Annotated in this window: 25 protein-coding genes and 1 pseudogene; 14 read left to right on the top strand and 12 right to left on the bottom strand. The window is 58.3% G+C overall.

The window, feature by feature from the left end:
* Positions 1-265: 265 nt before the first annotated feature.
* The gene (locus GQR96_RS15425) at positions 266-1600 is read left to right on the top strand and encodes a 2-hydroxycarboxylate transporter family protein (protein WP_065904501.1); all 1335 of its coding nucleotides are present in this window, start codon (positions 266-268) and stop codon (positions 1598-1600) included.
* A gap of 58 nt (positions 1601-1658) precedes the next feature.
* Here the strand turns inward: GQR96_RS15425 and pyk are convergent, their stop codons facing one another.
* Positions 1659-3101, bottom strand: coding sequence for a pyruvate kinase (gene pyk, locus GQR96_RS15420; RefSeq protein ID WP_002911440.1), 1443 nt, complete (start codon positions 3099-3101; stop codon positions 1659-1661).
* A gap of 125 nt (positions 3102-3226) precedes the next feature.
* Positions 3227-4132 (bottom strand): MurR/RpiR family transcriptional regulator, encoded by a 906-nt coding sequence (locus tag GQR96_RS15415; protein ID WP_072096624.1) that lies wholly within the window; start codon positions 4130-4132, stop codon positions 3227-3229.
* 159 nt (positions 4133-4291) lie between these two features.
* Between GQR96_RS15415 and GQR96_RS15410 the strand changes: the two genes are divergently transcribed.
* From GQR96_RS15410 to GQR96_RS15395, 4 genes are all read left to right on the top strand, one after another.
* Positions 4292-4441: a hypothetical protein gene (locus GQR96_RS15410; protein WP_032425929.1), complete on the top strand. Its 150-nt coding sequence runs from the start codon at positions 4292-4294 to the stop codon at positions 4439-4441.
* Positions 4442-4451: 10 nt separating this feature from the next.
* Positions 4452-5927: a glucose-6-phosphate dehydrogenase gene (zwf, locus tag GQR96_RS15405; protein ID WP_004203394.1), complete on the top strand. Its 1476-nt coding sequence runs from the start codon at positions 4452-4454 to the stop codon at positions 5925-5927.
* Between the two features lie 222 nt (positions 5928-6149).
* On the top strand, positions 6150-7961 hold the full coding sequence (gene edd / locus GQR96_RS15400; protein WP_004203393.1) for a phosphogluconate dehydratase: 1812 nt from the start codon (positions 6150-6152) through the stop codon (positions 7959-7961).
* 38 nt (positions 7962-7999) lie between these two features.
* The gene (locus tag GQR96_RS15395) at positions 8000-8641 is read left to right on the top strand and encodes a bifunctional 4-hydroxy-2-oxoglutarate aldolase/2-dehydro-3-deoxy-phosphogluconate aldolase (protein WP_002911423.1); all 642 of its coding nucleotides are present in this window, start codon (positions 8000-8002) and stop codon (positions 8639-8641) included.
* 57 nt (positions 8642-8698) lie between these two features.
* Here the strand turns inward: GQR96_RS15395 and purT are convergent, their stop codons facing one another.
* Positions 8699-9877, bottom strand: a complete 1179-nt coding sequence (gene purT / locus GQR96_RS15390; RefSeq protein ID WP_064189396.1) for a formate-dependent phosphoribosylglycinamide formyltransferase — start codon at positions 9875-9877, stop codon at positions 8699-8701.
* 135 nt (positions 9878-10012) lie between these two features.
* Between purT and GQR96_RS15385 the strand changes: the two genes are divergently transcribed.
* The 3 genes from GQR96_RS15385 to ptrB all read left to right on the top strand — a co-directional run bounded on the left by GQR96_RS15385 (position 10013) and on the right by ptrB (position 13388).
* On the top strand, positions 10013-10360 hold the full coding sequence (locus tag GQR96_RS15385; RefSeq protein ID WP_017900213.1) for a YebG family protein: 348 nt from the start codon (positions 10013-10015) through the stop codon (positions 10358-10360).
* Positions 10361-10547: 187 nt separating this feature from the next.
* Positions 10548-11207 (top strand): tellurite resistance TerB family protein, encoded by a 660-nt coding sequence (locus GQR96_RS15380; protein WP_004203389.1) that lies wholly within the window; start codon positions 10548-10550, stop codon positions 11205-11207.
* A gap of 120 nt (positions 11208-11327) precedes the next feature.
* Positions 11328-13388, top strand: coding sequence for an oligopeptidase B (gene ptrB, locus GQR96_RS15375; RefSeq protein WP_065904503.1), 2061 nt, complete (start codon positions 11328-11330; stop codon positions 13386-13388).
* Positions 13389-13391: 3 nt separating this feature from the next.
* Here ptrB and exoX read toward each other — a convergent pair whose 3' ends face one another.
* On the bottom strand, positions 13392-14051 hold the full coding sequence (gene exoX, locus GQR96_RS15370; protein ID WP_065904507.1) for an exodeoxyribonuclease X: 660 nt from the start codon (positions 14049-14051) through the stop codon (positions 13392-13394).
* A gap of 78 nt (positions 14052-14129) precedes the next feature.
* Positions 14130-14360 carry a DNA polymerase III subunit theta gene (locus GQR96_RS15365; protein WP_002911406.1) on the bottom strand — a complete coding sequence of 77 codons (231 nt, stop codon included), beginning with the start codon at positions 14358-14360 and terminating at the stop codon, positions 14130-14132.
* A 112-nt stretch (positions 14361-14472) separates the two neighbouring features.
* Between GQR96_RS15365 and yobA the strand changes: the two genes are divergently transcribed.
* The 3 genes from yobA to GQR96_RS15350 are packed head-to-tail and all read left to right on the top strand — an operon-like array spanning position 14473 to position 16075.
* Positions 14473-14847: a CopC domain-containing protein YobA gene (gene yobA, locus GQR96_RS15360; protein ID WP_004203386.1), complete on the top strand. Its 375-nt coding sequence runs from the start codon at positions 14473-14475 to the stop codon at positions 14845-14847.
* A 3-nt stretch (positions 14848-14850) separates the two neighbouring features.
* Complete coding sequence (copD, locus tag GQR96_RS15355) at positions 14851-15720, top strand: copper homeostasis membrane protein CopD (protein ID WP_004203385.1); 870 nt, start codon at positions 14851-14853, stop codon at positions 15718-15720.
* 16 nt (positions 15721-15736) lie between these two features.
* The gene (locus tag GQR96_RS15350) at positions 15737-16075 is read left to right on the top strand and encodes a YebY family protein (RefSeq protein ID WP_002911404.1); all 339 of its coding nucleotides are present in this window, start codon (positions 15737-15739) and stop codon (positions 16073-16075) included.
* A 648-nt stretch (positions 16076-16723) separates the two neighbouring features.
* On the opposite strand, the gene GQR96_RS15345 is transcribed toward GQR96_RS15350, so the two are convergent.
* Both GQR96_RS15345 and GQR96_RS15340 read right to left on the bottom strand, forming a co-directional pair.
* Positions 16724-16867: an Ecr family regulatory small membrane protein gene (locus GQR96_RS15345; RefSeq protein WP_032425946.1), complete on the bottom strand. Its 144-nt coding sequence runs from the start codon at positions 16865-16867 to the stop codon at positions 16724-16726.
* Positions 16868-16970: 103 nt separating this feature from the next.
* The gene (locus GQR96_RS15340) at positions 16971-17939 is read right to left on the bottom strand and encodes a VirK/YbjX family protein (protein ID WP_065904512.1); all 969 of its coding nucleotides are present in this window, start codon (positions 17937-17939) and stop codon (positions 16971-16973) included.
* Between the two features lie 156 nt (positions 17940-18095).
* Here GQR96_RS15340 and pphA point away from each other — a divergent pair, with 156 nt between their 5' ends.
* Positions 18096-18749 carry a protein-serine/threonine phosphatase gene (gene pphA / locus GQR96_RS15335; RefSeq protein WP_004203382.1) on the top strand — a complete coding sequence of 218 codons (654 nt, stop codon included), beginning with the start codon at positions 18096-18098 and terminating at the stop codon, positions 18747-18749.
* Here pphA and GQR96_RS15330 read toward each other — a convergent pair.
* The 5 genes from GQR96_RS15330 to yebS form a co-directional block, all read right to left on the bottom strand.
* A complete protein-coding gene (locus GQR96_RS15330) occupies positions 18746-18937 on the bottom strand; it encodes a YdfD/YebW family protein (RefSeq protein ID WP_002911395.1) in 192 nt (63 codons plus the stop codon). The two genes, pphA and GQR96_RS15330, sit on opposite strands and share 4 nt — an antisense overlap.
* 97 nt (positions 18938-19034) lie before the next feature.
* Positions 19035-19274: a YebV family protein gene (locus GQR96_RS15325; RefSeq protein WP_002911393.1), complete on the bottom strand. Its 240-nt coding sequence runs from the start codon at positions 19272-19274 to the stop codon at positions 19035-19037.
* Between the two features lie 116 nt (positions 19275-19390).
* Positions 19391-20824 (bottom strand): 16S rRNA (cytosine(1407)-C(5))-methyltransferase RsmF, encoded by a 1434-nt coding sequence (rsmF, locus tag GQR96_RS15320; protein WP_017900211.1) that lies wholly within the window; start codon positions 20822-20824, stop codon positions 19391-19393.
* Positions 20825-20952: 128 nt separating this feature from the next.
* Positions 20953-23586, bottom strand: coding sequence for a PqiB family protein (locus GQR96_RS15315; RefSeq protein ID WP_065904514.1), 2634 nt, complete (start codon positions 23584-23586; stop codon positions 20953-20955).
* Complete coding sequence (yebS, locus tag GQR96_RS15310) at positions 23555-24838, bottom strand: membrane integrity lipid transport subunit YebS (RefSeq protein ID WP_004203379.1); 1284 nt, start codon at positions 24836-24838, stop codon at positions 23555-23557. Before yebS ends, GQR96_RS15315 begins: the two co-directional genes overlap by 32 nt.
* 132 nt (positions 24839-24970) lie before the next feature.
* Here yebS and GQR96_RS15305 point away from each other — a divergent pair.
* Together GQR96_RS15305 and proQ are read left to right on the top strand one after the other, a co-directional pair.
* Positions 24971-25484: pseudogene (locus GQR96_RS15305) on the top strand (GAF domain-containing protein).
* 81 nt (positions 25485-25565) lie between these two features.
* Positions 25566-26243, top strand: a complete 678-nt coding sequence (proQ, locus tag GQR96_RS15300; RefSeq protein WP_004203375.1) for an RNA chaperone ProQ — start codon at positions 25566-25568, stop codon at positions 26241-26243.

The raw sequence follows: 26243 nt of genomic DNA, 5'->3' as shown, positions 1-26243 counted from the left end.
GGGGTTGCATTAACAGGAATAATTATTTTAGCGGGCGATAACTTTAGCTTCGTGATAATAAATTAAATTACTTAAAATAAACTTTATGGCTCAGTCACAAAGCCGACAGCGTTAATACGGTTGTCGTTTTTAGTTTTAAAGTCCTGTGTTACCGTTTCGGTGTATTTAGTTGATACGGCGTTTAGCGCTTTTGAATTCATAGTGCTGCGCAATTTTAATATTGCATCCTGACCCTACGTGACCTCTTTATTATTCAGGTAAAAATATGAAAATTAATTCACTCAACCAACCGATAGATAAAACATTGCCGAACGGGCAAGCGACTCGACTTTTCACCAATATCGAAGTCGGCGCTGTGCCGTTAACGCTGTTTATCGGTATCGCCGCGATAGTGGCGCTCTCCGCGGGCGCGGGGTTGTTGCCAAAAAACATGATTGGCGGACTGGCGGTCATCATGACCCTGGGGTTCGCGCTGGCGAAAATTGGCCGCATGGTGCCGGTGTTAAAAGATATTGGCGGTCCGGCGATTTTGTGTTTGATGATGCCCTCAGTGCTGGTCTACTTTGGCGTGTTTGAAGCGCATACGCTCGATACCGTGCATTTGCTGATGAAGGAGGCCAATCTCCTCTATTTCGTCATCGCCTGCCTGGTGGTCGGCAGTATCCTGGGAATGAACCGCACGATTCTGATCCAGGGGATGGTGCGCATGTTTGTCCCGCTGGTGGTTGGGACCGGCGCGGCAATCGCCACCGGCCTGCTGGTGGGCAGCTTATTCGGCTACAGTCTGTATCACACCTTCTTCTTTATCATTGTGCCGATTATCGGCGGCGGCATTGGCGAAGGGATCCTGCCGTTGTCGCTGGCTTATTCGGCGATCCTCGGGCAGACGCCTGATGTCTACGTGGCCCAGCTGGCGCCGGCGGCGGTGGTGGGTAACATCTTCGCCATTATCTGCGCCGGCTTTCTGGCCCGCATGGGCGCCCGTCGCCCGGCGCTGTCCGGCAACGGGCTACTGATCCGCAGCCATGAAGATAACAGCGTCTTTGCGCAGAATCAGAGTACGCAGCCGACCGATTTTCAGCTCATGGGCGCCGGGTTGCTGATGATTTGCGCCTTTTTCATTGTCGGCGGCTTGCTGGAGAAGGTGGTGCATATTCCGGGGCCGGTGCTGATGATTCTGGCGGCGGTATTCTGCAAATATACCAAAGTTATCCCGGCGGCGATGGAGCTGGGGGCGCACAGCTGCTACAAGTTCGTCTCCGCCGCGCTGGTGTGGCCGCTGATGATCGGCCTGGGCATGCTGTATGTACCGCTGGAGAGCGTGGTATCGGTCTTCTCCGTTGGCTACGTCGTGGTGTGCGGCTCAATTGTCATTGCCATGGCGCTGAGCGGGTTCTTTATCGCTTCACGTCTAAATATGTATCCTGTGGAAGCCGCCATTGTCACCAGCTGCCACAGCGGGTTAGGCGGAACGGGGGATGTGGCCATTCTCTCGGCCTCAAACCGCATGGGATTGATGCCGTTTGCACAGATTGCGACGCGTATCGGCGGGGCGTCGACGGTGATCGCCGCGACGCTATTACTGAGCTGGATGGTGTAGCCTGCCGGAGGGCAAAAAAAACCTGCCAGCCGTATCGCTGGCAGGTAGACACCGAGGCTTACTCGACGGTGAGGATACGCGTGGTGTTGGTGCTGCCGATGGTGCTCATCACGTCACCCTGGGTAACAACCACCAGATCGCCGGAGACCAGGTAGCCTTTGTCCCGCAGCAGATTGACGGCATCGTGCGCAGCGGCCACCCCGTCATTCTGGCTGTCGAAGAACACCGGCGTCACCCCGCGGTAGAGGGCGGTCAGGTTCAGGGTGCGCTCGTGGCGGGACAGAGCGAAAATTGGCAGACCGGAGCTGATGCGCGAGGTCATCAGCGCGGTGCGGCCTGATTCGGTCATGGTGATGATAGCCGTGATGCCTTTCAGGTGGTTGGCGGCATACATCGCCGACATGGCAATCGCTTCTTCCACGTTGTCGAACTGGACGTCCAGACGGTGTTTGGAGACGTTGAGGCTCGGGATTTTTTCGGCGCCCAGACACACGCGCGCCATCGCGGCCACGGTTTCCGACGGGTATTGACCGGCAGCGGTTTCCGCGGAGAGCATCACGGCATCGGTACCATCCAGCACGGCGTTGGCCACGTCCATGACTTCCGCACGGGTCGGCATCGGGTTGGTGATCATCGACTCCATCATCTGGGTGGCGGTAATGACGGAACGGTTCAGCTGACGCGCACGACGAATCAGCGCTTTCTGGATGCCCACCAGCTCCGGATCGCCGATTTCGACGCCAAGGTCACCGCGGGCAACCATCACCACATCGGAGGCGAGGATCACGTCGTCCATGGCGTCCTGATCGCAGACGGCTTCCGCACGCTCGACTTTGGCGACGATTTTCGCATCACAGCCGGCATCGCGCGCCAGGCGACGGGCGTAGTTCAGGTCTTCGCCGCAGCGCGGGAAGGAGACGGCGAGATAGTCGACGCCGATTTTAGCGGCGGTGACGATATCGGCCTTGTCTTTGTCGGTCAGCGCTTCGGCAGACAGGCCGCCGCCGAGCTTGTTGATCCCTTTGTTATTGGACAGCGGGCCACCAACGGTCACTTCAGTGAAGACTTTCATCCCCTGAACTTCGAGGACTTTCAGCTGCACACGACCATCGTCGAGCAGCAGGATATCGCCAGGCACGACGTCCGCCGGCAGGCCTTTATAGTCGATTCCGACTTTCTCTTTATCGCCTTCGCCCTTGCCGAGGTTGGCATCGAGCAGGAATTTGTCGCCGACGTTGAGGAAAATTTTGCCTTCTTTGAAGGTCGATACGCGAATTTTTGGTCCCTGGAGGTCGCCGAGGATGGCCACGTGACGGCCCAGTTTTGCCGCAATCTCACGCACTTTATCGGCACGGAGCTGATGATCTTCCGGGGTGCCGTGAGAGAAGTTCATACGCACTACGTTTGCGCCCGCGGCGATAACTTTTTCCAGGTTGTTATCGCGGTCAGTTGCCGGGCCTAAGGTAGTAACGATTTTGGTTCTGCGAAGCCTTCTGGACATGTAATACTCCGTTGACTGATACAACTTTGGTGTTGCGTGAACATGGATTCGGTAGCGCCAGCCTGCAACGTCGCACAGCCGGATCGTTATCGAAGGTGTAATGGGGTACTGCTTGTTAACAACTTTTATTGATTATCACTGGGTACGAACGGTTCTTTATCAAAACGCGATTCCTTCAGCGCTTCCTTGACCCTCTTCAAGTTATCTCTGAATTTTGCCCCCCGGCGCAGGGTAAAGCCTGTCGCCAGCACGTCAATGACGGTCAACTGGGCCAGACGCGAGACCATCGGCATATAGATGTCGGTATCTTCCGGCACATCCAGGGTAATGGCCAGCGTGGCTTCCCGGGCCAGCGGCGAGCCGGGGGAGGTGAGAGCGATCACCATGGCATCGTTTTCACGCGCCAGCTGCGCCAGCTCTACCAGGCTCTTGGTTCTTCCGGTATGTGAGATAATCACCACCACATCATCGTCATCGCAATTCATACAACTCATGCGTTGCAGGACAATGTCGTCGGAATAGATGACCGGCACGTTAAAGCGGAAAAATTTGTTCATCGCGTCATGAGCGACCGCCGCCGAGGAGCCGAGGCCGAAAAAGGCGATTTTTTTTGCCTGAGTCAGCAGATCCACCGCACGATTCACCGCCGACATGTCGAGAGAATGGTGGACCTGATCTAAACTCGCCATGGCCGATTCAAATATTTTTCCCGTGTATGACTCAACGCTGTCGTCTTCATCAACATTGCGGTTAACATAGAGCGTGCCGTGCGCAAGGCTCTGGGCGAGATGCAGTTTGAAGTCAGGAAAGCCGCGGGTTTCGAGACTACGGCAGAAGCGATTGACGGTCGGTTCGCTCACTCCGGCCTCAAGGGCGAGGGCGGCGATGCTCGAATGAATGGCCTGCGCGGGGGTGGCAAGGATCACTTCCGCCACTTTGCGTTCAGATTTGCTAAGGTGTTCCAGTCGGGACTGGATTTTTTCCAGCATGTTCATTAGTAACAGGGCGCTCATCAATGGAAACGATTTCATTAATGGGTGAAATCATCGGGCGTTTTAGCAAGAATATACCCCTCCGCAAGCGCAAGCGGTGAGGAATGACGGGAAAAAATGTTGTTTTTTTTCATTACATGATCAGAGTCGTATTTTACTGACCTGAAACAGGTACAAACAACGAACAATATCAGCCAAATGCCTAAATCATCGCCGAATGTTTTCACCCTGTGCGGTTTTCCCGCTGCAAACGGAGGGGAAGGCTTTCGGGAAACAGGTAAACACAGTACAGTGCAGTGTAAGAAAATTACAAATATAGCCTGGCAAAAGCACCAGACTATCAACTGAGGAGAATGACATGGCGGTAACGCAAACGGCCCAGGCATGCGACCTGGTCATTTTCGGCGCGAAGGGCGACCTGGCGCGGCGTAAATTGTTGCCTTCCCTGTATCAGCTTGAAAAGGCGGGCCAGATCCACGCCGACACCCGGATCATTGGCGTCGGCCGTGCCGACTGGGATAAAGCGGCTTACACCAAAGTGGTGCGCGAAGCGCTGGAAACCTTCATGAAGGAAAAAATTGATGAAGGTTTGTGGGATTCCCTGAGCGGCCGCCTGGAGTTCTGTAATCTTGACGTCAATGACACCAGCGGCTTCACCCGCCTGGGTGACATGCTGGACCAAAAAAATCGCGTCACCATCAACTATTTCGCCATGCCGCCGAGCACCTTTGGCGCCATCTGTAAAGGTCTGGGCGAAGCGAAGCTCAATGCCAAGCCTGCGCGCGTGGTTATGGAAAAACCGCTGGGCACCTCGCTGGAAACCTCGCGGGAAATCAACGATCAGGTCGGCGAGTTTTTTGAAGAGTGCCAGGTCTACCGTATCGACCACTACCTCGGAAAAGAGACAGTCCTCAACCTGCTGGCGCTGCGCTTTGCCAACTCTCTGTTCGTCAATAACTGGGACTGCCGTACCATCGATCATGTGGAAATCACCGTCGCGGAAGAGGTAGGCATTGAAGGGCGCTGGGGGTACTTCGACCAGGCCGGACAGATGCGCGACATGATCCAGAACCACCTGCTGCAGATCCTGTGCATGATTGCCATGTCGCCGCCGTCCGATCTCAGCGCCGACAGCATCCGTGATGAAAAGGTCAAGGTGCTGAAATCCCTGCGCCGTATTGACCGCTCCAATGTGCGCGAGAAAACCGTTCGCGGCCAGTACACCGCCGGCTTTGCCCAGGGCAAAAAAGTGCCAGGCTACCTCGAAGAAGAGGGGGCGAACAAAACCAGCAACACCGAAACCTTCGTGGCGATCCGCGTTGATATCGATAACTGGCGCTGGGCTGGCGTACCGTTCTATCTGCGTACCGGCAAACGTCTGCCGACCAAATGTTCCGAAGTGGTGGTTTACTTCAAAACGCCGGAGCTGAACCTGTTTAAAGAGACCTGGCAGGAGCTGCCGCAGAACAAGCTGACCATTCGTCTGCAGCCGGACGAAGGGGTGGATATCCAGGTCCTGAACAAAGTGCCGGGCCTCGACCATAAGCACAACCTGCAGATCACCAAGCTGGATCTGAGCTACTCCGAAACCTTCAACCAGACGCATCTGGCCGATGCCTATGAACGTCTGCTGCTGGAGACCATGCGCGGTATCCAGGCGCTGTTCGTCCGCCGCGATGAAGTGGAAGAGGCATGGAAGTGGGTGGACTCCATCACCGAAGCCTGGGCGGCCGACCGCGATGCGCCGAAACCGTATCAGGCCGGGACCTGGGGACCGGTGGCCTCGGTGGCCATGATCACCCGCGATGGACGCTCGTGGAACGAGTTTGAGTAAGCTCGCGATCTTATCCGTCAGGGTTATTTTACCGGTAACATGATCTGACGCAGAAAGTCGCACGCTTTTTAATCTTTTAAGCCCCGTGAGGATTCACCCACGGGGCTTTTTTTATTACACTGCCTTCAGACATTTTGCCCCTGAGCGCTGGTGTTGGTGGCTTCGGACACCAAAACACGTCATCTCACAGCGGCCGGACAGATAAAATTTTGAGGAGCCTTTATGAATTCGACAATGTTACGGGTAACAAATCGCATTATCGAACGGTCGCGTGATACCCGCGCGGCTTACCTCGCAAGGATTAACCAGGCCAAAACCGACACCGTGCATCGTGCGCAACTGGCCTGCGGCAATCTGGCTCACGGTTTCGCGGCCTGTCAGGCCGACGACAAAGCCTCTCTGAAAAGCATGTTGCGCAACAACATCGCCATCATCACCTCCTACAACGATATGTTGTCCGCGCACCAGCCCTATGAACACTACCCGGATATCATTCGCAAAGCGCTGCACAGCGCCAATGCGGTCGGTCAGGTGGCCGGCGGCGTGCCGGCGATGTGCGATGGCGTGACCCAGGGACAGGACGGCATGGAGCTCTCTCTCCTGAGTCGCGAAGTGATCGCCATGTCCGCGGCCATCGGCCTGTCGCATAACATGTTCGATGGCGCTCTGTACCTCGGCGTGTGTGATAAAATTGTGCCCGGACTGACCATGGCCGCGCTCTCATTCGGCCACCTGCCGTCGGTCTTTATTCCCTCCGGTCCGATGGCCAGCGGCCTGCCTAATAAAGAAAAGGTTCGCATTCGCCAGCTGTACGCGGAGGGCAAAGTTGACCGCATGGCACTGCTGGAGTCCGAAGCCGCTTCTTACCACGCGCCGGGAACCTGTACGTTCTACGGTACGGCGAACACCAACCAGATGGTGGTGGAGTTTATGGGCATGCAGTTGCCGGGCTCGTCCTTTGTCCATCCGGATGCTCCGCTGCGGGAAGCGCTGACCGCCGCCGCCGCGCGCCAGGTCACCCGCATGACCGGCAATGGCAACGAGTGGATGCCGTTGGGCAAAATGTTTGACGAAAAAGTGGTGGTCAACGGCATTGTGGCGCTGCTGGCGACCGGCGGCTCCACCAACCACACTATGCACCTGGTGGCGATGGCCCGCGCGGCGGGCATTATCATTAACTGGGATGATTTCTCCGACCTGTCAGACGTGGTACCGCTGCTGGCGCGCCTCTACCCCAACGGTCCGGCGGATATCAACCATTTCCAGGCAGCGGGCGGCGTTCCGGTTCTGGTGCGCGAGCTGCTGAAAGGCGGCCTGCTACATGAGGACGTTCACACCGTCGCTGGCTTCGGTCTGTCGCGCTACACCCTCGAGCCGTGGCTCAACAACGGCGAGCTGGACTGGCGGGAAGGGGCGACGGCGCCGCTTGACGATCAGGTCATCGCGACATTCGAGAAACCGTTCTCACGTCACGGCGGCACCAAGGTGCTGAGCGGTAACCTGGGACGCGCGGTCATGAAAACCTCGGCAGTCCCGGCTGAGAACCAGGTGATCGAAGCGCCGGCGGTGGTGTTCGAGAGCCAGCACGACGTGTTGCCGGCCTTCGAAGCGGGTCTGCTGGACAAAGACTGCGTGGTGGTGGTCCGTCATCAGGGGCCAAAAGCGAACGGGATGCCAGAATTACATAAACTTATGCCGCCACTTGGTGTATTATTGGACCGCCGTTTCAAAATAGCGCTGGTGACCGATGGCCGACTCTCTGGCGCCTCCGGTAAAGTCCCGTCAGCCATCCACGTCACGCCTGAAGCCTATGACGGCGGGTTGCTGGCGAAAGTGCGCGATGGCGACCTTATTCGCGTGAACGGGCAGACGGGGGAACTGACGCTGCTGGTGGACGATGCCGAACTGGCGGCGCGTCAGCCGCATATCCCTGACCTCAGCGCGTCGCGCGTAGGAACCGGTCGGGAGATGTTTGGGGCGCTGCGTGAGAAGCTCTCTGGCGCGGAGCAGGGCGCAACCTGCATCACTTTTTAAGACGATTTAATTTGTAGATCTGGCGAGAGAAAATCCTGATGAAAAACTGGAAAACAACAGCAGAAGCAATCCTCACCTCCGGTCCGGTTGTCCCGGTTATCGTAGTGAAAAAGCTGGAACACGCGGTACCGATGGCGAAAGCGCTGGTCGCGGGCGGCGTGCGCGTGCTGGAAGTGACTCTGCGCACCGAGTGCGCCCTGGAGGCGATCCGCGCAATTGCTAAAGAAGTGCCGGATGCGATTGTCGGCGCGGGCACGGTTACCAACGTCGAGCAGCTGAAAGCGGTAACGGAAGCCGGCGCGCAGTTCGCTATCAGCCCGGGGCTGACCGAATCTCTGCTGAAAGCGGCGACCGAAGACGGCACTATTCCGCTGATCCCAGGGATCAGCACCGTCTCCGAGCTGATGCTGGGCATGCAGTACGGTCTGAAAGAGTTTAAATTCTTCCCGGCAGAAGCCAACGGCGGCGTGAAAGCGCTGCAGGCGATTGCTGGTCCGTTCGGTCACATTCGTTTCTGCCCGACCGGCGGTATCTCCCCGGCTAACTACCGTGATTACCTGGCGCTGAACAGCGTGCTGTGCATCGGGGGCTCCTGGCTGGTGCCGGCCGACGCCCTGGAAGCTGGCGACTACGATCGCATCACCACCCTGGCGCGTGAAGCGGTGGAAGGCGCGAAGTAAACCGCGCCTCAAGGTCAACAACCCGGTCAGCGGCAACGCGACCGGGTTTTTTTGTCTTTACCCCTCGACGATAACCGCCGCGGCGGCGGTTTTAGCCCGCGTCACAGCCTCTTCCACCGAATCGGCGACGGCGAGGGTCACCCCCAGACGACGGGTGCCGTCAATCTCCGGCTTGCCGAACAGACGCAGCTGCAGGCCAGCTCCGACGGCCGACTGCAGCTGGCCGAAGCTGACGTTCTGACTGGTCAGCTGCGGAAGGATCACCGCGGAAGCGGCCGGACCATACTGGCGGATAGCGCCGACGGGCAATCCAAGAAAGGCGCGAACGTGCAGGGCGAATTCCGAGAGATCCTGCGAAATAAGCGTCACCATTCCGGTGTCGTGCGGGCGCGGGGAGACTTCGCTGAAGATCACCTCGTCGCCGCAAACGAACAGCTCCACGCCGAACAGGCCATAACCTCCCAGCGCGAGCACCACCTTGCGGGCGATATCCTGCGCGCGTTCAAGGGCCAGGTCGCTCATCTGCTGCGGCTGCCAGGACTCGCGGTAGTCGCCGTCTTCCTGACGATGGCCGACCGGGGCGCAGAAATGCACGCCATCGACGGCGCTGACGGTGAGCAGGGTGATTTCAAAGTCGAAATTCACCACCCCTTCGACGATCACCCGCCCGGCGCCGGCGCGGCCGCCCTGCTGGGCGTAGCGCCAGGCTTCGCTGAGCTGGTCAGACGAGCGGATAAAGCTCTGGCCTTTACCGGAGGAGCTCATCACCGGCTTGACGATGCACGGCAAGCCGATCTCCGCTACCGCCGCGCGGAAGGCTTCTTCACTGTCGGCGAAACGGTAGCTGGAGGTGGGGAGCTGCAGCTCTTCGGCCGCCAGACGGCGTATGCCTTCGCGGTTCATGGTGAGCTTCGCTGCCCGCGCCGTGGGGACCACTTTTTGCCCGGCCTGCTCCAGTTCGACCAGGGTATCGGTGGCGATAGCTTCGATCTCCGGCACGATGTAATCGGGTTTTTCCTGTTCGATCAGCGCGCGCAGGCTCTCGCCGTGCAGCATATTGATGACGTGGGCGCGGTGGGCGACCTGCATCGCCGGGGCGTTGGGGTATCGGTCGACGGCGATAGTTTCAATGCCCAGACGCTGACATTCGATGGCGACTTCTTTACCCAGCTCGCCGGAGCCTAACAGCATAACTTTGGTAGCTGCCGGGCGCAGCGCGGTGCCTAATACAGTCATAACTCTCTTCCGCAGTAAAAAAAGATGCGGTCGATTATAAACGAAAACGTTTGCGTCTGTCTTTATGCGCGTGAGTTGAGTCCGGAAGGGAAATTTGCTATACTGTATAAAAATACAGTACTAAGAGGCTGCAGCATGGCGGTTGAAATTAAATATGTAGTGATCCGCGAAGGTGAGGAAAAAATGTCTTTTGCCAGCAAAAAAGAGGCCGACGCTTACGACAAAATGCTCGATCTGGCAGAGGTGCTGAATGACTGGCTGGTAGCATCGCCGCTGGAAATGGACGATGCCCAGCGCGATACCATGGCGATGTGGCTGGCGGAGCGTAAAGAGGCGCTGCAGCATATTCTGCGCGCCGGCAGACTGCCGGAGCAGGATGCGACTGTGCACGATGCGCCCGCGCCGTCAACGGACGCTGAGGCTTCCCCGGCGGAAGAGGCCGCCGCGCCGGCTGCCAAAACGCGGAAAGCCAAAGCGGCCTGATGGCTGGCGGTCAGCCGCTGATGGGCTGATGGGCTGATGGGCTGATGGGTTGATGGGCTGGTCGGTCGGTCGGCTGGACCCGGTGCCGCCGCCGCGCGCACCTTTGCGCATCTTTAGCCATGTCTAACATTTCCTGACATCGCGTCGTTTAGGCTGATAACAGTGTTTGTCACCTGAGAGGAAAACCATGGCTAACTGGCTAAATCAACTGCAGTCGCTGCTCGGACAGCAGGGCGCGTCGCCGTCCGGCGAGTCGTCAAAAGGGAGCGCCCTGCTGCCCGGCGCCATCGGCGGGCTGGCGGGGCTGCTGGTGGCCAGCAAATCGTCACGCAAGCTGCTGGCGAAATATGGCACCAGCGCGCTGCTGGCTGGCGGTGGGGCGGTGGCGGGTACCGTATTGTGGAACAAGTATCAGCAGAAAATGCGCGCTCAGAACACGCCCGCTCCGACACCCGAGACGGCTGCGGCGCCGACGGAGGTCGATCCGCGCAGCGTGCGGTTGATCACCGCCCTGGTGTTTGCCGCCAAAAGCGATGGTCATATCGACGATCACGAGCGGGCGAGGATTGAAGCCCAGCTTCGGGAGGCCAATATTGACGTGCAGGCCCGGGTGCTGATTGACCAGGCGCTGGCTCAGCCGCTGGATCCGCAGCGTCTCGCCGAGGGCATCGTTGACCCGCAGGAGGCGCTGGAGATCTACTACGTCAGCTGCGCGGTGATTGATATCGACCACTTTATGGAGCGCAGCTATCTCAACGCCCTGGGTGAGGCTCTGGCGTTGCCAAAAGATGTCCGGGCCGACATCGAACAGGACATCCAGTCACAAAAACAGGCGCTAAGCGTTTAAATTATCACGTTTCGCTTGCATCGCCCGCGTCTTTTGCCACCCTTATAGACACGTCATCATTCAGGCGCCACCCTGCGGCCTGAATGCTCTTGTGTCACGAAAAAGCAGCAGAAGAATAACATGCCACCTAAAGCCAAACGGATCCCTCACGCCATGACCTTGCATGGCGATACACGCATCGATAACTATTACTGGCTGCGCGACGATGAACGCGCGCGGCCTGATGTGCTGGAATATCTGCACGCGGAAAACGCCTACGGCAAGCAAGTGATGGATTCGCAGCTCAGCCTGCAGGAGCGTCTGCTGAAAGAGATTATCGACCGCATTCCGCAGCGTGAAGTCTCTGCCCCCTATAGTAAAAACGGCTTTCGCTACCGGCAGGTGTATGAGCCGGGCTGCGAATACGCTATCTACCAGCGACAGTCGGTGCTGAAAGAAGAGTGGGACGAGTGGGAGATCCTGCTTGATGCCAACCAGCGGGCGGCAAAGAGCGAGTTTTACACCCTGGGCGGGCTGGGTATTGCGCCCAACAACCAGTTGATGGCGGTGGCGGAAGATTATCTCTCCCGTCGCCAGTACGGTCTGCGTTTTTGCGACCTCAGCAACGGCGAGTGGTATCCGGAGACCCTGGAAAATGTCACCTCCGGCTTTGCCTGGAGCAATGATTCACGCTTTGTGTGGTACGTGCGTAAACATCCCACCACGCTGCTTCCTTATCAGGTCTGGCGCCACACCGTCGGGACGCCGGCGCAGAGCGACGTGCTGGTCTACGAGGAAAAAGATGAGACCTTCTACGTCAGCGTGCATAAAACCACATCCCAGCAGTTCGTGGTGATTTATCTCTCCAGCGCCACCACCAGCGAAGTACTGCTGCTCAACGCCGAACTGCCAGACGCTGAGCCGGTCTGCTTCCTGCCGCGGCGTAAAGATCATGAATATAGCCTCGATCACTATCAGCACGCCTTCTATCTGCGATCCAACCGGGACGGGAAGAATTTTGGTCTCTATCGTACCGTGCTACGCGATGAAGATCAGTGGACCACGCTGATCCCGCCGCGTCACGACGTGATGCTTGAAGGATTTACCCTGTTTACCGACTGGCTGGTCGTCGAGGAGCGTCAGCGCGGCCTGACCAGTCTGCGGCAGATTAACCGCAAGACCCGGGAGGTGGTGGGGATCGCCTTTGACGATCCGGCCTATGTCACCTGGCTTGCCTATAATCCGGAGCCCGAAACGTCGCGCCTGCGCTACGGCTACTCCTCGATGACCACGCCCGACACCCTGTTTGAACTGGATATGGATACCGGCGAACGACGGGTGATCAAGCAGCAGGAGGTAAAGGGGCTGGACACACGCTGCTATCAGAGCGAGCACCTGTGGGTGACCGCCCGCGATGGCGTCGAAGTCCCGGTCTCGCTGGTCTACCATCGCGACCATTTTCGTAAAGGGAGCAATCCGCTGCTGGTCTATGGCTATGGCTCGTATGGCGAGAGTATCGATGCCGATTTCAGCGCCAGTCGGCTGAGCCTGCTCAACCGCGGCTTTGTCTACGCCATCGCCCACGTCCGCGGCGGCGGCGAGCTGGGTCAGCAGTGGTATGAGGACGGTAAATTCCTGTGTAAGAAAAATACCTTTAACGACTATCTCGACGTCTGCGACGCGCTGCTGGCTCAGGGGTACGGCGACCCGCGGCTCTGCTATGGCATGGGCGGCAGCGCCGGCGGGATGCTGATGGGGGTGGCCGTTAACGAGCGTCCAGAGCTGTTCCACGGCGTGATAGCCCAGGTGCCGTTCGTCGACGTGGTAACCACGATGCTGGATGAGACCATTCCGCTGACGACCGGCGAATTTGAAGAGTGGGGGAACCCGCAGGATGAAACCTATTACCACTACATGAAAAGCTACAGCCCCTACGACGGCGTGAAGGCGCAGGCGTATCCGCATATGCTGGTGACCACCGGGCTGCACGATTCCCAGGTGCAATACTGGGAGCCGGCGAAGTGGGTGGCAAAACTGCGTGAACTGAAAACCGACGATAACCTGCTGCTGCTTTGCACCGATATGGACTCCGGGCATGGCGGAAAATCCGGGCGCTTTAAAAGCTATGAGGGGGTGGCGCTGGAGTACGCCTTTTTCATCGCCCTGGCGCAGGGGACACTGCCGGGGAAAGCGGCAGTGTAGGGGCTATTCCCCAAGGTAATGCTTGAGCGTGAGGCGCAGTTCGGGGCTCATGCGGTCGAGATTGTTGAATAACCAGCGCAGATAGCCTGGATCGTTTTCAGCAATCTCGGCGACGGCTTTACCGCGATATTTGCCGAAGGTAAAGGTGGTGAGCAGCGCCGGCCGACCTGTGATATCGGCCATTTCGTCAGGCGTCCAGCCGGAAACGTTGATGATATCCAGCAGCAGCGCAGCGGTGATATAGCAGTCATACAGCGCCCGGTGGTGATGCAGCCCCGGCGGCGTGGCCACGTTCAGCTTACGTGATTTATAGAGCCCCATATTACTGTATTTGATCCCCGGCCACAGCCGGCGGGCCAGCTTCATCGTACAGATCCACTCGCCATGCATCTCCGGTAGCACCCGACGATCGAAGCTGGCGTTATGCGCGATGTACCACGGGCTGCCATGATAGTGCGGAATAATCTCCTCAATCCACGGCTTATCGGCGACCATCTCTTCGGTAATCCGGTGGATAGCCATCGCCTGCGGGCTGATGGGGCGGTCAGGACGCACCAGATGACTCATGGGATTGGTGATTTGCCCGTCGACAATGTCGACCGAGGCGATTTCAACAATGCCCCCCTGCAGTCCGCAGGTTTCGGTATCAATGACGCGCAGCATGGCTCGCTCCAGAGCAAAACAATAAGCGTAAAGTATTTGGTCGGGCTTGCCAACCGACGGCGAGGGGGCAAGTAGGCATTATTTCTGTTTCGGCTCCCAGGGCAGGCGGGACAGTGAAACGGAGGCCAGCCGATGGGCGATCAGCCGTTCGCGGAACCAGTCGCGCAGATGGGCGGGCTGTTCACGCTCGACCAAATCAGCGACCACCGGCATATTATACCGCTCTTTAAAGGCGACGCCGGCGGCGGCGAGATCGACGTTAACTTTATCCATCTCATCTTGCGAAATTTTGGCCAGATTTCTTTCCATCATACACTCCACTCTGCTTGTAAACCCGGTCAGGGCCTGACGCCCGGCTCGACTCTGCCATTATACAGGGTTATTCTCTGTGCTACAGACATAACAAAAGGGAATGACGAATATGCGACTTCTTGCTGGACGCGCATTGCGCCTCTCCGTTGCGTTTGCCGGGCTATTAACCGCGGCGGGCGCGCTCGCCCACGCTCACCTGCAGCAGCAGATCCCCGCCGCCGGAGCGCAGCTGGCGGCCTCCCCGCAGACGTTGACGCTCAGTTTCTCCGAAGGCATTGAACCCGCGTTCAGCGGCGTGACCGTCACCGGTCCACAGCAGCATGCGGTAGCCACCGGCAAACTGACCCGCAGCGCCGACAACCCCGCCCAGGTCACCGTGCCTGTAGCGGAAACCTTGCCGCCGGGAGAATACACTGTGGCTTGGCATGTGGTCTCAGTGGATGGCCATAAAACCAAAGGGCAATACACCTTTAGCGTGAAGTAAGCGATGCTGACCGGGCTCTACATTACTCTGCGCTTTGGGCACTTTATCACCCTGATGCTGGCTTTTGGCTGCGTGCTGTATGGCGCCTGGTGGGCGCCGGTGCCGCTGCGACGCGTACTGATGCTGCGCTTCTATCCGCTGCTGCGCCCGCTGCTGCTGATCGGCGCCCTCTCTACCCTGGCGCTGTATCTGCTGCAGGGGGGATTGATGGGCGACGGCTGGGCAGATGTCTGGCAACCCGCCGTCTGGCAGGCGGTGGCGGGCACCCGCTTCGGCGGGGTGTGGATCTGGCAGATCCTGCTGGCGTGGATCGCCCTCGCCGTAGTGTGGATCCGTCCCCGACATGGCGCTCGCCAGCTGGTGGCCCTGCTGGCGGCCCAGCTGCTGCTTTCCGCTGGGGTAGGGCATGCCGCCATGCATGATGGTTTACTCGGCGCCCTGCAGCGTACTAATCATGCTGTCCACCTCTTCTGCGTTGCCAGCTGGTTCGGCGGCCTGTTGCCCTTTATCTATTGCCTGCGCCTTGCGCAGGGGCGCTGGCGGCAGGCCGCGGTCTATACCATGGCGCGCTTTTCACGTTACGGGCATCTGGCCGTCGCCGGCACCCTTGCCAGCGGGGCGATCAATGCGCTGTTGATCCAGGGAGGGATGATTGGCGCATCGCCCTGGGGACGTCTGCTGTTGATCAAATGTGCGCTGGTGGCCGGGATGGTGGTAATTGCGTTAGTGAACAGGTATGTTCTGGTACCGCGCATGTCGGCAAGCGGTTCGCGGGCGGAAAGTCTGATCCTGCGAACCACGCAGGCTGAGATAGGGCTGGGCGCGCTGGCGCTGCTGGCCGTCAGTCTGTTTGCCACCTGGGAACCTTATTGAATTAACTGGCAAAATCATGAAAAAAATTGTTCTGACCATGTTGTTACTGGCAAGCTCCGGCGCTGCACTGGCGGCGCCGCAAATTATCACCGTGAGCCGCTTTGAGGTAGGGAAGGAGAGCTGGGCGTTCAACCGTGAAGAGGTGATGTTGACCTGTCGTCCGGGCAATGCCCTTTACGCTATCAACCCGAGCACTCTGGTCCAGTATCCGCTCAATGAGGTGGCTGAGCAGCAGGTCAAAGCCGGCAAAACCACCGCCCAGCCGATCTCAGTGATCCAGATCGACGATCCGCAGCATCCTGGGCAAAAAATGAGCCTCGCGCCGTTTATCGAGCGCGCGCAGAAGCTCTGCTAGATTTTCGCGCTATCTCGCTGTAATAGCATAAAAAAAACCGCCCTTGCCGGACAACGGCAGTGGCGGTTTTTTTGCTGGCAGCGCCCACTTTTCCAGGAATTATTCGGCCACATTGGCCGCAGACTGGAAAAGCTGACGCGTTAAACTATTCTTATAGTGCAAGGCGACTTAGCCTGCATTAATGCCAACTTTTAGCGCACGGCTCTCTCCCAAGAGCCATTTCCCTGGACCGAATACAGGAATCGTATTCGGTCTCTTTTTATCTTAATCTGTCTGCTTTCGCGATCACCAGCGACATCCTGTCAGTCAATTCAGTCAATCACCAGGCTGGCCTCTGGATGTCCCGTTATAGCACACCGTTTTTAGCATACACAATTCATTTACACACAAATTGCATCCTGCGGAAGAACGGTATGGGGAAGGCGGAACCGTAAGCGAGGGGAGAGGAAAAGAAAAAACCTGCACCTAAACAGGCCCGGCGTGCAGGTTAACTGGCGGGCCAACATCGGAAGGCTGCTAGTATACATATTTGTATGATAAATAGAATAAACAAAACCTTATTGATTTGGCAATTCATGCGATTAGCCGTCCGCGCCCCACGAAAGGGCGGGAAATAATATTGAGAGGCGTAGTTCCGAGCGTCCGGTATTATTCCGGAACGCTGAAGGTGGGAAATATCTGACTTTCCAGATAGCAGAGTAAAAGCCAAATTTCATCGCTGAAAATAAACCATATGCTGCCCAGCAGGACGACCGCGAGAATAATCAGCAGGAAAATTTCGGTTTTACTCATCATGCTAACGACTATCCAGTGGTCTGCGGGGACCATGATAGTAGCGAAATAAGAACATAATAAGCAAACGCCGCGTGACGGGGCGAGTTCACTGGTCGTGAAATTACTCGCCCGGCAGTGGCTGCGTCAATATTGCCACCTGCTCCGCCAGCTGATCCAGCAGCTGGAATCGACGCCGGTATTCGGCCCGTTTTTTACTGGCGATGCTCTCCAGCGGTTTTCTTTCCAGACGCAGCGGTAGCTGCCAGCGCCAGTGGCTTTCCGGCTTGCCGTCGATGGATTGCCAGAATTCGTCGTAGCTGGCGTGGAAATGGCGCCCCTTGCTCAGGCGATAGCGCAGGGCGCGAAACACATGGCCATTATCGCTAACGCCGTAAATCGCTGCGATATGGCTGCGAGCGGCCAGCAGCCAGATAAACTCCAGCAGCAGGCGCTTCGGGAACAGACCGTAGCAGGCGCGGGTCGCCTGCTTGATCACCTCGTGAGAAACGTGGCGTCGCGGTCCCTGCAAGCCGCCGATGATCAGCTGCCAGGCTTCGCCATCCCAGGTCACGCTGAAGGTGGCGCTGGCCAGCAGGGTATGATCGCTGTCGCGCAGCCACAGGGTGGTTTCACCCTCACGCTCGGCCTTCCCGGCCGAAGAGGCCGAGAGGGAAAACTGGCGCTCATCCTTTCCATTGAGCGTCAGCAACGGGACCTCGCACACCGCGGTCATGGCATGCGCCAGCCGGGAACCGCGCAGGGTATCGACGTAGCGATAATGGCTTATTACCGCCATCGCCCGCTGCCAGGCGTTGAGATCGCGCGTTAGATATTGACGGTGCACTTTCCCCGGCAGCGTCGCCTGCGCCGCCAGCAGCTGGTTAAAATCGTCACGAGCGCTCAGCGCCTCCAGCATCGCTTTAGTCGGGCTATAAAATAATGCCGTGCGCAGTAGAAATTTAAAGCGGTAATTTTTCTGCCGCCATATAGGTGCGGGTGTTAATCTACCCATCACCAGATCGGCAATGAGATGCGAGCGCGGCGTAAGCACGCTGGATGAATGCAGGCTATTGTCTGTCACGATAAACACCTCGTTGTTATTTCCTGCTATTTTAAAACGAGGCGCTGATAAGCTTAATCCTCTGGCCGACTATATTTGCCGTTTGTTTAAAATCGATTGAGGTGTAAATAAAAAACAGCGGCTATAAGCTGGAATTACCTATAATTACAGCAGAGAGGTAATTATATGTATCAGCGTATTAATGGCAGAGACTGGCGTAATATCTGGCTGATGGGCGATCTGCATGGCTGCTTTGCGCTGCTGATGGCGCGCCTGCGCCGACTGCGCTTTGATCCCTGGGCCGATCTGCTGATCTCGGTGGGCGATCTGATCGATCGCGGGCCGCAAAGCGCTGACTGTCTCGGCCTGTTGCGCAGCCGCTGGTTCCGGGCCGTGCGCGGGAATCATGAGCAGATGGCGCTCGAGGCGCTGGAGAGCGGAGATATGACGCTCTGGCAGATGAACGGCGGCGACTGGTACGCCCGGAGCAACGTGCGGCAGCGGGCTGACGTCGATCGCCTGCTGGCGCGCTGTCAGCGGCTGCCGTTGATTATTGAAGTGGAGTGCGCAAAAGCGCGGCATGTGATCGCCCATGCCGATTATCCGGCGCCGGTCTATCGCTGGCAGCAGCCGGTGGATCCCCAGCGGGTCCTGTGGAGCCGCCATCGTCTGAGTGAACATCTGGCGGGGCGTCATGGCGCTATCGCCGGGGCTGACCATTTCTGGTTTGGCCATACGCCGCTTCGCGCGCGTTATGACTACGACAATCAACACTATATTGACACCGGCGCTGTGTTCGGCGGCACGCTGACGCTGGTGGCGCTGCAGTCGGCAGACTAAAAGTCACTGTATTCGCTGGCGGGTTGCCAGAAGCCGTCAATAAAATCTTCTATCGGGTAGCAGCCGCCGTGGCGGATCCGCTGATCTTCCATCGCCACCAGGCACTGCGTTTCCTCGCGGTAGACGTCAACCACAATGTCCTCGCAGCCGCCATCCAGATAGCAAATAAACAACACTAAGGCAAACATCCTGGCCTCATGTTCGGGGGGACATACTGTTTAGTGTAGGGGATGACGGCGGGACGGGGAAATAAATAACCCGTCTCAGGCGACGGGTTCATTGGCGTCAGGCAAGGCGCATGACCCAGGCATCGGACTGGCGGTCGTAATGTTTACGGTAGAGGACGGAATGTTCACCATTGAGAATCGCGGGAACGCTGGTGTCGGCATCCCAGGCGTCAAGCTGCATACATAAATCTGGATCGGATTTGCAGGGAATGCTTAACGTTCGCTCACCCTGATGTTCACCATGCAGTTCGGCATCGTCTATCTCAAACGCGCCGATGCGGACATTGGTTTTACTCATCGCTTCACCCCATTTTTTCAGCTGAGTTGTGGTACGACCAGTTGCGGTCGTCATTTTTCAGCGTAGTCAATGGGGGGAAAACCGCCAGTCAAAAAGTGCGTATTTTTTGCGCGGCGTCACACCTTGCCGGCAAAAAGTTTCCCATCGCGTACCAGCTCGCGCGGGTAACTGTTCTTCAGACGGGAGCCGACGCGCTTGGCCAGGCCCAGCGGCACGCCCTGGAAGGTGACAATGGCTTCATCCTGCGCTGGCGGGGTTTGCGGATAGACGTCGCGTCCGCGATACCATTCCTCCGCTTCCTCCAGCGTCAGCTCGAAGGCGCGCTGCGGCGCGGCAAAGGCAATAACCGCCTCATGCTGCCAGCGGTAACCCTTATTGTGCAGTTCCGCCAGACGCACGCCAATGCGCGAAAACCGCACCTGACCAAACAGAGGCTCCATAGACTGCGGAAATAGCCACAGCTCTTTATCCCGTTGCCACAGCGTGTGGCTCGCGTCCCATTCCAGCCCGACAGCGCGGGCGGCGGCGGTCGCCGCGGCGGCCTCCCGGCCCTTCAGCGGCGCAAACGGGAACTTGCCGACCTTGTAGCCCGGCGCCGGGAGCGGATCGATAGCCGCCGTCTTGCGCAAGCGGGCGACAAAGAAGCCTTCACAATCGTAGATCTGCGGGAAAACATGCAGAAATCCCTCGGCGGTTAAGGCATCGGCCGCGCCGGGAAACAGCTCTCCCAGCGGCTGGATCGCCACCGCCTGCGGGTAGCGGGACAGCAGCCAGTGAATGACGGACTGATTTTCTTCGCGGTTCAGGGTGCAGGTCGAATAGACCAGCGTCCCGCCGGGGCGCAGGGCATGGAAAGCGCTGTCGATAAGCTCGCGCTGGGTGGCGGCGATGTCGAGGTTGCTCTCCGGCGACCAGTTTTTCAGCGCGTCCGCATCTTTGCGTACCACCCCTTCGCCGGAGCAGGGGGCATCAAGCAGAACGGCGTCGAAGGCTTCGGGCAATGCCGCGCCGAACACCCGGCCGTCGAAATGGGTCAGGGCGACGTTGCTGATGCCGCAGCGGCTGATGTTGGCATGCAGCACTTTCACCCGGCTGGCGGAGAACTCATTCGCCAGGATGCCGCCCGCATTGCCCATCCGGGCGGCGATCTGGGTGGTTTTCGACCCCGGAGCGGCAGCAACGTCCATGACTCGTTCAGGCTGCGGGTTATCGGCGAACAGGGCGGCGACCGGCAGCATTGAGCTTGCTTCCTGTATATAGAACAGACCGCTGAGATGTTCGGCGGTGCTGCCCAGCGGCAGCGCGTCGTCGTCGTCCCGCTCGATCCAGAATCCCTCCTCGCACCAGGGGACCGGCGTCAGCTGCCAACCATAGGGGGCGACCAGAGAGAGAAAATCATCGACGCTGATTTTCAGCGTATTGACGCGAATACTTCGGCGTAGCGGGCGCTGACAGGCGGCGATAAATTCGTCGAAAGAGAGGTGCGCCGGCATCGCCGCGCGCATTTGAGCGAGAAACGCTTCAGGGAAATAGACAGTATTTTCGGCCACAGGCAGCGCACCACAGAAAAAAAGGGTGCGCAGTTTAGCACAAACGCCCCGGTGCAGGACACCGGGGCGTGAGGTTTGTGTCTGCCCGCGCCCGGCGTTTGCCGGGGCGGGAGAAGGGGAGGCGAGGATTACTGCGGCAGGGCGGTGCCCCACTCCCGCCACTCTTTCGGCTCGCTCTCCAGCAGCAGGAAGTGCTTGCCGTCCTGGGCCTTCGGCGCCAGCGGCGTACCCGGCGGCGTGGCAAAGGCGATCCCGCCGCGGATAAACTGATTGAAGGTCCCGGTTTTCACCACGCCGCCAACCAGGCCGAAGTCGAGGCTGTAACCCGAGGCCAGCCAGAACACCGAGTTATTGCGCACCAGGTACTGGTAGCGCTTGCTGATGCGCATCTTAACCATGACCCGGTCAGACATCGATCCCAGCGACAGACCGGTCACCGTCCCGACTTCCAGGCCGCGGAACAGCACCGGCGTACCGATGCCGAGCGATCCGGCCTCCGGTGCTTCCACCACGATATTCAGGCCGTCGATATAGCGCGAGTCGCTGATCGTCGTATCCTGGATCTCAAAGTCGCGGCGCGCCGGGCCGCGTCCGGGCTCAACGTTAATATAGGACTGGAACAGGGTGTCGAGATGCTCCACGCCCGCGGCGGAGATCTGCGGGGTGATCACCGAGAAGCGGGTCCCGGCGCGGGCAAACGTGCCGACGTATTCCGGATAAAGCACGGCTTTCGCCTGCACCTCGTTTTTGGCGGTGATCAGCTCCAGCGACTGGATCTGACCGATATCGATGCCGAGATAGCGAATCGGCATCCCGGCCGCCATCTTCCCGGCGTCGAACGCATGCAGGGTGATCTGGCCGCCCACGGCGCGCGCCGCCGTTTCAGAAGCGTAAAGGATACGTTTGTTATTCAGCCGCACATTGGCGCTGCTGCCGTTGAGGTTATCGAAACTGATCGCCCCTTTTATGGCGCGGGCCAGCGGCGAGGCCTGAACGGTGAGTCCGTTGCCGTCAAGTTTAACCTTCGCACCCCCTTCCGCCCAGAAGACGCTGTTGTTGGTCAGCAGGTAGCGGTATTCCGGCTTGATATGCAGATCGATATCGAAAGCGTCTTTGCGCGGTTTCACGGCGATGATCTCGCCGACGGCGAATTTACGATACAGCACCACCGAGCCAGCCTGAACGTCAGGCAGCGTCTCAGCGGAGAGGCTCAGGGTGGTGGTCGGCACTTCGCTCAGGCTGTTTTCCTGCGCCTTTTCGAGGTTGGCGTACAGCGGATAGCTGCTCTGCATTTCGCCTTTTTCACCCGGGATCACCCGGATCCCGCCGTTCACCCATTCGCTGGCGCTGGCGCCCAGCACCTGCACGCCATCAAGTCCCACTTTGACGTCCAGACGACTGTTCACCACAAACTTGCTGTCGCCGCGAATCAGATCGCGGTATTCCGGGGCAATCGCCACCTGGAAGGTTACCCCTTTGGCCGTCAGCTTGCGCTCCAGCACCTGGCCGACTTTCACTCCGTGAAGCACCAGCGGCTGGCCGCCGTCGATCCCGTAGCTCTCCGGCGCCGAAAGGGTGACGGTGGCGACATTGGGCTCCTCCAGCAGCGCTTTATCCGCTGGCATGACGGAGAAGTGATTACGCGGCTCGCCTTCGCCGGGCACCAGCTCAAAGGTATTGCCGGTGAGCAGGGCGCTGACGCTGGGGTTATCGAGGGAGATCTTCGGCTTCTTCATCTGAATCAACGTTTTCTCCCGCAGCAGGGTCACCACGCTTGGATCGACGGTCATCTCGCCAGTGACTTTGCCGCCGGGGTTAAGATTCAGTTTGCTTAACTGGCCCACTTCCAGCCCCTGATACATCAGCGGCGTCGAGCCCGCTTTCAGGCCGTCGCCGTCAGGCAGGTCAAGGGTCACCACCACCCCGCGCTGGCTGTGCGCCAGGTCTTCATACAGATGATAGTCATCGTTTTGCGACGCGACCTGCGAATCGGCAGGGGAGTCAAAGGCGATGGCACCGTTCACCAGCGCGGAAAGGTTCTCCAGCTGCACTTTGGCCCCGCTCAGGCCGACATCGGCTTTGATCCCAGAGACGTTCCAGAAACGGCTGCCTTTTTTCACCAGGTTGGTGAACCGGCGCTCGATCAGCACATCAATGGTGACCCCCTGATTATTATCATTCAGCGTGAAGTCATACACCCGCCCGACCGGGATCTTACGGAAGTAGACCAGCGAGCCGCTGCTCAGAGAGCCAAGGTCGGGCGCCTGCAGGTGGATCATCAGCTCGCCGTTGTTGATACGGTATTTTGGCTGAGTGTCGAGGGCGACGAAGTGATCTTCGGGTTCGCCCTTGCCCGGCATCATGCCGATATAGTTCCCGCCCACCAGCGCATCGAGGCCCGACACGCCGGCCAGAGAGGCTTTCGGCGTGACCAGCCAGAACTGCGTATCTTTGCGCAGCGCCTCTTTCATATCGCGCTTGATGCTGGCGGAAACTTCAATCTTGCTCAGGTCTTTACTGAGACTAATATCCTGGACGGTACCGACTTCCACCCCCTGATAGCGGATAGGCGTCCGCCCCGGCACGATGCCGTTAGCAGACTGGAAATCGATAGTAATCGTCGATCCGCGGTCGTCAAAGCTGGTCCAGATGAGCCAGGCGGCAATCAGCAGCGCGATGACCGGCAACAGCCAGAATGGCGAGATACGACGTTTGGTTTTTATTCTGGCTTCAGTCTGCGAAGCGGGCGTTTCCTGACTCATGTGCGTCCCAAAGTAAGCGGCTGTCCAGCCATTCAACTGCAAGAATAGTTAAAATTACCGCGCCGCCAAAGTAAACCGCGGCCGGCCCCATCGTAAAGGCGAGGAGCTGATCGCGATTAATGAGCGACATGGTGAGTGAGATAACAAACAGATCCAGCATCGACCAGCGGCCAATCCAGGTTATCAGCCGCAGCAGCAGGATGCGGGTGCGCAGCCCCTGCTCGCACTTGAATTGTATGCTGAGCAGCAGGGTAAATAACACTATAACTTTGGTGAATGGCACCAAAATACTGGCGATAAACACCACGCCGGCGATGGCGATATTGCTGCTGGCGAGGGAGATGATCCCGGAGAGGATGGTGTCTTCCTGGCGCGCGCCGTTGACGTAGATGATAGAGATCGGCAGCAGGTTGGCCGGTAGGAGGAAAACCAGCGAGGCAATCAGCGCCGCCCAGCTGCGCTGCAGGCTCTGCGGCCGGCGATGGTGCAGCGGCGTGTGGCAGCGTCGGCAGCGGCCGCGGGCGTCGCGGTAGCCGGTGTAGTGGCAGCCGGTGCACACCTGCAGATTGTTATCGGCGCGGGTCGCCGGCCGTTCGGGATAGAAGCGCTCCCATAGCTCTTCGACGTTCATATGGATAAGCGTCAGGATGCTCAGCAGCGTCAGGGAGATAAACGCCACCAGGCCGATGCCGGGCTGCAGAAAGGCGTAATCCTGCACCTTGATGGAGGCGACGCCGATGCCCACCAGATAGATATCCAGCATCACCCACTCCTTGAGCTTATCGAGCATCAGCAGCACCGGGCGCAGGTTCATCCCCAGCACGTTGCCCAGCCACAGATAGCTAATCGAGACCACCAGCAGTACCGGGGCGACCACCGCGCAAAACAGCACCATCGCGGCGGTAAGCGGGTCGCCCTGCGCGGTCATCTGCCAAATCCCCTGCAGGACGTTGGCGTCAATGCGAACCCCCAGCAGGTGAAGGCGCAGTAGGGGTTCGGACCAGGCAAAGGGCATTAACAGCAGCATGGCCAGGGCCATGCTGCCCAGACGGGTCAGCGACCAGTCGCGGCCATCGCGCACCTTCGCGTTACAGCGTGGACACCAGGCGCTTTGGTTGCGTTTGAGCACCGGTAAGCGGAACAGCATGTCACACTGCGTACAGCGCTGATAATGCGCATAGGGAAGCGGCGTGCTGACGGCATGCACGACCATCTTATTCGCAGGCTTAAGGGTGGGTGTTTTTATCGGCATTTATTACGTACAGGAATGAATGTATCTCACTATCTTAACCTATGAATGAATTCATCTTGAGCCCAAGCGCATTTAATGCTTATTTTAGTAGGCTGTACGTATCAGGCAGTAAGACAACCAAGTGAAGATATAATGAGCAAAACAGAATTTTACGCGGATTTGAACCGCGATTTCCAGGCATTAATGGCAGGTGAAACCAGTTTTCTGGCGATGATCGCTAATACCAGCGCGCTGCTGTTTGAACGACTGGGCGAGGTCAACTGGGCCGGTTTCTATCTTCTGGAAGGCGATACCCTGGTGCTGGGGCCGTTCCAGGGCAAACTGGCCTGCGTCCGGATCCCGGTTGGGCGCGGCGTATGCGGCGCGGCGGTGGCGCAAGCCCAGGTGCAGCGCGTCGAGGACGTCCACGCCTTTGACGGCCACATTGCCTGCGATGCCGCCAGTAATTCGGAAATTGTCTTCCCCCTGCGCGTGAACGACCAGATTATCGGCGTGCTGGATATCGACAGTCCGGCTTACGGCCGCTTCACTGCTGAAGATGAGCAGGGGTTGCGCACGCTGGTCGAGCATCTGGAAAAACTTATCGCGGCCACTGATTATCAAAAAATCTTTACCCGTGTCGTGGGATAATCAACGGATAACGTAGCATTTAGCGAGGACGTCATTATAATGTCGCCTGTTCATGCCTGCGGCTTGTTGGCTACGTCCGTTGTAATCAGGAAATTTCATGGAAAATCAACCTAAGTTGAATAGCAGTAAAGAAGTTATCGCCTTTCTGGCCGAACGTTTCCCTCAGTGCTTCAGCGCTGAAGGCGAAGCGCGCCCCCTGAAAATCGGAATTTTTCAGGATCTCGTTGAGCGAGTGGGTGGTGAGATGAATCTCAGCAAAACCCAGCTTCGCGCTGCATTACGTCTCTATACCTCGAGCTGGCGCTATCTCTACGGCGTAAAAGCCGGCGCTATCCGCGTTGACCTGGACGGCAACCCGTGCGGCGAACTGGAAGAGCAGCACATTGCCCATGCGCGTCAGCAGCTGGAAGAAGCGAAAGCTCGCGTTCAGGCGCAGCGCGCTGCCCAGCAGGCGAAAAAACGCGAGGCCGCTGCCGCTGCAGGCCAGCCGGATGAAGGCGTTCGCCGCGAGCGTAAACCGCGTCCTCAGCAGCCGCGTCGTAAAGAGGGCGCTGAACAGCGTAAACCGCGTCCTGTTGCGGCCAAAGCTCCGCGTGAAGAGCGTCTTACTCCGGTATCGGATGTTTCCGTTCTGACCGTCGGCCAGGCGCTGAAGGTAAAAGCAGGCAATAACGCAATGGACGCCACCGTTCTGGAAATCACCAAAGATGGCGTTCGTGTACAGCTGACTTCTGGTATGTCAATGATTGTACGCGCAGAACACCTGGTGTTCTGA

This window comes from Klebsiella sp. PCX (assembly GCF_021869705.1).
GTDB classification, from domain to species: Bacteria; Pseudomonadota; Gammaproteobacteria; order Enterobacterales; family Enterobacteriaceae; genus Klebsiella; species Klebsiella quasipneumoniae.
This window is presented reverse-complemented; position numbering and strand designations above follow the sequence as displayed.

What these genes read in the sequence shown, in the direction of transcription:
- GQR96_RS15325 (WP_002911393.1), bottom strand. Translation starts at nt 19,274, where the DNA reads ATGAGTAAAACCAATGTCCGCATCGGCGCGTTTGAGATAGACGATGCC.
- exoX (WP_065904507.1), bottom strand. Translation starts at nt 14,051, where the DNA reads ATGCTGCGCGTCATTGATACCGAAACCTGCGGACTGCAGGGGGGCATT.
- proQ (WP_004203375.1), top strand. Translation starts at nt 25,566, where the DNA reads ATGGAAAATCAACCTAAGTTGAATAGCAGTAAAGAAGTTATCGCCTTT.
- GQR96_RS15330 (WP_002911395.1), bottom strand. Translation starts at nt 18,937, where the DNA reads ATGTTTGCCTTAGTGTTGTTTATTTGCTATCTGGATGGCGGCTGCGAG.
- GQR96_RS15425 (WP_065904501.1), top strand. Translation starts at nt 266, where the DNA reads ATGAAAATTAATTCACTCAACCAACCGATAGATAAAACATTGCCGAAC.
- GQR96_RS15365 (WP_002911406.1), bottom strand. Translation starts at nt 14,360, where the DNA reads ATGGAAAGAAATCTGGCCAAAATTTCGCAAGATGAGATGGATAAAGTT.
- GQR96_RS15415 (WP_072096624.1), bottom strand. Translation starts at nt 4,132, where the DNA reads ATGAAATCGTTTCCATTGATGAGCGCCCTGTTACTAATGAACATGCTG.
- edd (WP_004203393.1), top strand. Translation starts at nt 6,150, where the DNA reads ATGAATTCGACAATGTTACGGGTAACAAATCGCATTATCGAACGGTCG.
- ptrB (WP_065904503.1), top strand. Translation starts at nt 11,328, where the DNA reads ATGCCACCTAAAGCCAAACGGATCCCTCACGCCATGACCTTGCATGGC.
- GQR96_RS15380 (WP_004203389.1), top strand. Translation starts at nt 10,548, where the DNA reads ATGGCTAACTGGCTAAATCAACTGCAGTCGCTGCTCGGACAGCAGGGC.
- GQR96_RS15350 (WP_002911404.1), top strand. Translation starts at nt 15,737, where the DNA reads ATGAAAAAAATTGTTCTGACCATGTTGTTACTGGCAAGCTCCGGCGCT.
- GQR96_RS15410 (WP_032425929.1), top strand. Translation starts at nt 4,292, where the DNA reads ATGCCTAAATCATCGCCGAATGTTTTCACCCTGTGCGGTTTTCCCGCT.
- pphA (WP_004203382.1), top strand. Translation starts at nt 18,096, where the DNA reads ATGTATCAGCGTATTAATGGCAGAGACTGGCGTAATATCTGGCTGATG.
- GQR96_RS15385 (WP_017900213.1), top strand. Translation starts at nt 10,013, where the DNA reads ATGGCGGTTGAAATTAAATATGTAGTGATCCGCGAAGGTGAGGAAAAA.
- pyk (WP_002911440.1), bottom strand. Translation starts at nt 3,101, where the DNA reads ATGTCCAGAAGGCTTCGCAGAACCAAAATCGTTACTACCTTAGGCCCG.
- yobA (WP_004203386.1), top strand. Translation starts at nt 14,473, where the DNA reads ATGCGACTTCTTGCTGGACGCGCATTGCGCCTCTCCGTTGCGTTTGCC.
- yebS (WP_004203379.1), bottom strand. Translation starts at nt 24,838, where the DNA reads ATGCCGATAAAAACACCCACCCTTAAGCCTGCGAATAAGATGGTCGTG.
- zwf (WP_004203394.1), top strand. Translation starts at nt 4,452, where the DNA reads ATGGCGGTAACGCAAACGGCCCAGGCATGCGACCTGGTCATTTTCGGC.
- GQR96_RS15395 (WP_002911423.1), top strand. Translation starts at nt 8,000, where the DNA reads ATGAAAAACTGGAAAACAACAGCAGAAGCAATCCTCACCTCCGGTCCG.
- GQR96_RS15315 (WP_065904514.1), bottom strand. Translation starts at nt 23,586, where the DNA reads ATGAGTCAGGAAACGCCCGCTTCGCAGACTGAAGCCAGAATAAAAACC.
- GQR96_RS15345 (WP_032425946.1), bottom strand. Translation starts at nt 16,867, where the DNA reads ATGAGTAAAACCGAAATTTTCCTGCTGATTATTCTCGCGGTCGTCCTG.
- copD (WP_004203385.1), top strand. Translation starts at nt 14,851, where the DNA reads ATGCTGACCGGGCTCTACATTACTCTGCGCTTTGGGCACTTTATCACC.
- purT (WP_064189396.1), bottom strand. Translation starts at nt 9,877, where the DNA reads ATGACTGTATTAGGCACCGCGCTGCGCCCGGCAGCTACCAAAGTTATG.